Annotated in this window: 2 protein-coding genes; one reads left to right on the forward strand and one right to left on the reverse strand. The window is 51.0% G+C overall.

All coding sequences use genetic code 11. The features are described 5' to 3' along the window. Positions 1-122 precede the first annotated feature (122 nt). A protein-coding gene (locus ACP5D4_RS21355) for an IS630 family transposase (RefSeq protein WP_428013619.1) occupies positions 123-1,000 on the forward strand; the annotation gives its coding sequence in 2 pieces (ribosomal slippage) (positions 123-452 and positions 455-1,000; 876 coding nt in all). A 250-nt stretch (positions 1,001-1,250) separates the two neighbouring features. On the opposite strand, the gene ACP5D4_RS21360 is transcribed toward ACP5D4_RS21355, so the two are convergent. Further along, positions 1,251-2,630, reverse strand: coding sequence for a sensor histidine kinase (locus ACP5D4_RS21360; protein ID WP_428013620.1), 1,380 nt, complete (start codon positions 2,628-2,630; stop codon positions 1,251-1,253). Between the last annotated feature and the right edge of the window lie 224 nt (positions 2,631-2,854).

The following is a 2,854-nucleotide window of genomic DNA, read 5'->3' on the forward strand; positions in this document are numbered from 1 at the left end:
ATACAATTAATTTTATCAGAATTGCGATCGAATTCCATCACTCACGATAAAAATATAGCAGCCGCCAAAGCAGTTAGGACGTAAGATAGAAGAGAGTCGAAAGAGGGAGGGGTCTATCGGTCATGTCAAATTCTTACAGCTACGATTTACGTCGCAAGGTCATCGAAGCCATCGAACTCGATGGGATGAAGAAGAGCGAAGCCAGCGAGGTGTTTCGCATCAGTCGTAACACGATTAACCTTTGGCTCAAGCGAAAAGCGGAGACGGGGGATTTCCGAGCCAAGTCTTATAGTCCTCCCGGTCACGGCCACAAAATCACCGACTGGGAAAAGTTTCGAGCCTTTGCCCAAGAGCATGCCGATCAGACTCAGGAACAGATGGCTCAGTTGTGGGACGGTGACATCAGTGCCAGAAGCATCTCGAGAGCCTTGAAGAAAATCGGATTCACTCGTAAAAAAAAACTTACGGCTATCGGGAACGAGACGAGAAAAAACGGACAGAATTCAAAAAACAGTTAGCCTCTCTCAAGCCCGAAGAGATTGTCTATGCCGATGAAGCGGGCATGGATAGCCGAGATGATTATGGTTATGGCTATGCTCCCAAAGGAGAACGCCTTCATGCCGTCAAGTCAGGTCGCCGGCAAGGTCGAGTCAATATGATAGCGGCTTGGTGTGCCGGAGAATTGTTGGCTCCCTTTACCCTCGAAGGAGCCTGCAATCGTTCGGTCTTTGAAATCTGGCTCGAAACCTGCCTCATCCCGACGTTAAAGCCAGGACAGAAGCTGGTGATTGACAATGCCACCTTTCATAAAGGAGGACGTATCGAACAACTGGTTCAAGAGTCCGGGTGTGAAGTTTGGTACTTACCTCCCTATTCTCCTGACTTCAACAAAATTGAACACTGTTGGTCTTGGCTTAAAAGTCGTATCCGCCATCAAATTCAACATTTTGCTACCTTACGAGAGGCCATGGAACACGTCCTTCGCTTTGCTTGCGCATAGTGTTCTAACTGGAGTGGCGACTGCTATAACTGGAAAAATAAAACGATTTTTATTACTGATAGTCCGTAAGTTTCCATAAGAAAGAGGACGCAGAGTATCTTGACTGAAGAGGAGAATCGAGGATTCAACCTGAATCGGCGTTTTTTTTGCATCTATCTACAGGTAGAGGTGTATTCCCCCACGCCTCTGCTATCTTGAGATCAGGATAGATTTTCGTCTCGATCCCATTTCAACCTCCTCCCTGGCGAACTCACGGGGAGGAATTTTTATTGGACTCTGGAGGTTTCGAGACCGGAATTTCTACGACGAAGGTGGTTCCTTCTCCGGGGATCGATCGACAGGTTAACGATCCCCGGTGGCGATCGACCACAATTTGATAACTAATCGACAATCCCAATCCCGTCCCTTTCCCCACGGGTTTGGTGGTGAAGAACGGATCGAAAATGCGCTCTTGGGCTTCTGGTGGAATTCCTACGCCGTTGTCGGAGACGCTCAACCGCACGCGATCGCCCTCGATCGCCTCTGTGGTTATGGTAATCTGAGCGTTCCCATCCTGGCTGCGGCGCTTCTCCAAAGCGTCGATGGCGTTGACGAGGAGGTGCATCAATACTTGGTTGAGTTGTCCGGCGTAACAGTGAACGGCGGGAAGTTCGCCGTACTGCTTCACCACCCGGATTTCTGAATGGGTCCCCGTTCTCCGCAAGCGAGTCGCCAGAATCGTCAAGGTACTGTCGAAACTCTCCCGCACGTCGATCGCCTTCTCCTCTGCTTCGTCGAGGCGAGAAAACGTCCGCAGCGATCGCACGATTTCCCGAATCCGAACGGCTCCCGATTTCATGGACTCGAACAGTTTCGGTAAGTCCGCCACGATATACTCGAAATCCATCGACTCGATTTCCGCTTCGATGTCTGGCGTGGGGGGATAGATTTGACGAAACGTCTCTACCAATTTCAGCAAATCATCTACGTATTCCCGTGCGTAGACTAAATTCCCGAAAATAAAACTGATGGGATTGTTGATTTCGTGGGCAACCCCCGCCACCAACTGACCCAACGAAGACATTTTTTCGGCGTGTACCAGTTGCGTTTGAGTGGTTTGCAGTTTTCGCAACGCCTGTTCGAGTTCTTGACTCTTCGCTGTGGCTTGCTGTTCGGCTTCCCGCGACTGCTGGTAAAGACAGCCTTGTTGAATGGCGATGGCCAGGCGATCGCACACCGCCTCGAGTAGTTCTACCGCCGCCTCGTCCCAAGGCTGGGTTTCCGTTTCGTAGCTACAAGCCAACACCCCTAAATCGCCCCCTTCGGTTTGTACCGGAAGCAACAGGATCGATCGATAGCCGAATTCCTCTAACAGCCTTTGAATGTCCCGGTCTTCGACGCGACTCACATCGTCGATACGGACGGGTTGGCGTTGGGTGACGATCGCCGCTAAGGGTTCGACGCTGTGGCGCGGATAACAGGCGATACGACTCGGAAGCAGGGCGTTTTTGTCCTCGGCCACTAACTCGAAAAACGGCTCGCCAAAAGCATTATCGCTGTCTTGGTGATACCACAGGAAATAACAGCGATCGACCCCCAACAGCGAGCGCACTTCCCGTACCGTCGTTTCTAAAATCGCATCTAAATCCAACGACAGGCGAATTTGTCGCGCTAACTGGTTGACAAGTTGCTCTTGTTGTGCTAAAGAGCGATATTGAGCTTCGGAAGCTTGTAAAGCGAGTTCGGCATTTTTGCGATCGGTAATATCGCTGGCCGTCCCGATAATGCGCTCGATGGTTCCCTGTCCGTCGAACAGGGGCTTGACGTTCTCCCCCGCCTGAAGGCAGGGGGATTCATCGTTCTACGAGTCTCCGT

The sequence above is a fragment of the Baaleninema sp. genome (assembly GCF_049974805.1).
In the GTDB taxonomy this organism is placed as follows: domain Bacteria; phylum Cyanobacteriota; class Cyanobacteriia; order Cyanobacteriales; family Geitlerinemataceae; genus Baaleninema.